General features: G+C 28.6%; 1 protein-coding gene. It reads left to right on the top strand.

Annotated features, from left to right (window positions below; all coding sequences use genetic code 11):
* The first annotated feature begins 93 nt into the window (after positions 1 to 93).
* Entirely contained in the window at positions 94 to 687 is a 594-nt protein-coding gene (locus HSX10_RS18620) for a hypothetical protein (RefSeq protein ID WP_173589760.1), read from the top strand.
* The last annotated feature ends 294 nt before the right edge of the window (positions 688 to 981 follow it).

Below are 981 nucleotides of genomic sequence, written 5' to 3'. Positions count from 1 at the left end.
CGGAATATTCACAGGTTCGTAAAAGTTTACTAATTTAGTTGCTTAACCACGCAACTAACCATACACAACAACGTTGGGCACAATAAAAACTGAATGAAGAAAACAATCATAATTTTTATATTTCTACCTTTTATTCTATTTAGTCAGAATAAGAAAAGTAGTTTTTTAATTATTTATCCAGCGAATATTTCGACATCCGAAAATCTAAATGCTGAAAAAATTGAATATTTAGATTACGAAAAGAATAGAAGTTTGGAAAGTTCAAACGGAAATTTAAAAGACAAACTAAAAAAGGAAATCGAAGAATTAACTATTGAGAAAATTATCGGAAATGTAACATTGCAAAGTCTACAATTCTATCTCTATGAAAACTTCCCAAAAAACAAATATTCTGTAGCAGAAAAAAACACGGATTCTGAAACTAAAGAAAAGAAAAAATCTGACTATTTGATAGAATATAATAACTTGAATATTTCGGAAAATAAAGACGGAAAACTAAATTTAAGTTTTGAACTTGTCTTGTTTGACATTAAAAAGAAAGAATATTTAATACAAAAGGAATTTGTAGCGGACGAAATAAATCAAGGCGGAATGTGGGGCTGTAGTGAATCAAGATTTAAATGCATAATTAATAACACCATCCGAATAGGAACAGCGGAAATTGCTCGAAAATTTTGGAAAGAATAATTACTGTGCCCAACAACGTGTATAAAACATAGCTATTATAGGCTTTCCGAGAGGTTTTTGTATATTTACAAAATACGCCAAATTTTTTATTTGGTTATATTTATAAAAGAAAATTAAACATAAAAATAAAAAATTCGGCTCGTGCTAAATCCGAAAAGTTAGTGTTTATTTATACGCTACGTTTCATACACAAGACCGTTACCACCAATAAGACCACTGAATTTTCCTGAAATAGGTTGACTAAAAATTAAACCATTAATTAGAGTCACTTATGAAAACAAAAAATGAACACTG

This window comes from Winogradskyella undariae (assembly GCF_013285155.1).
In the GTDB taxonomy this organism is placed as follows: domain Bacteria; phylum Bacteroidota; class Bacteroidia; order Flavobacteriales; family Flavobacteriaceae; genus Winogradskyella; species Winogradskyella undariae.
This window is presented reverse-complemented; position numbering and strand designations above follow the sequence as displayed.

Coding starts and splice junctions, on each gene's coding strand:
- HSX10_RS18620 (WP_173589760.1), top strand. CDS start 94: ATGAAGAAAACAATCATAATTTTTATATTTCTACCTTTTATTCTATTT.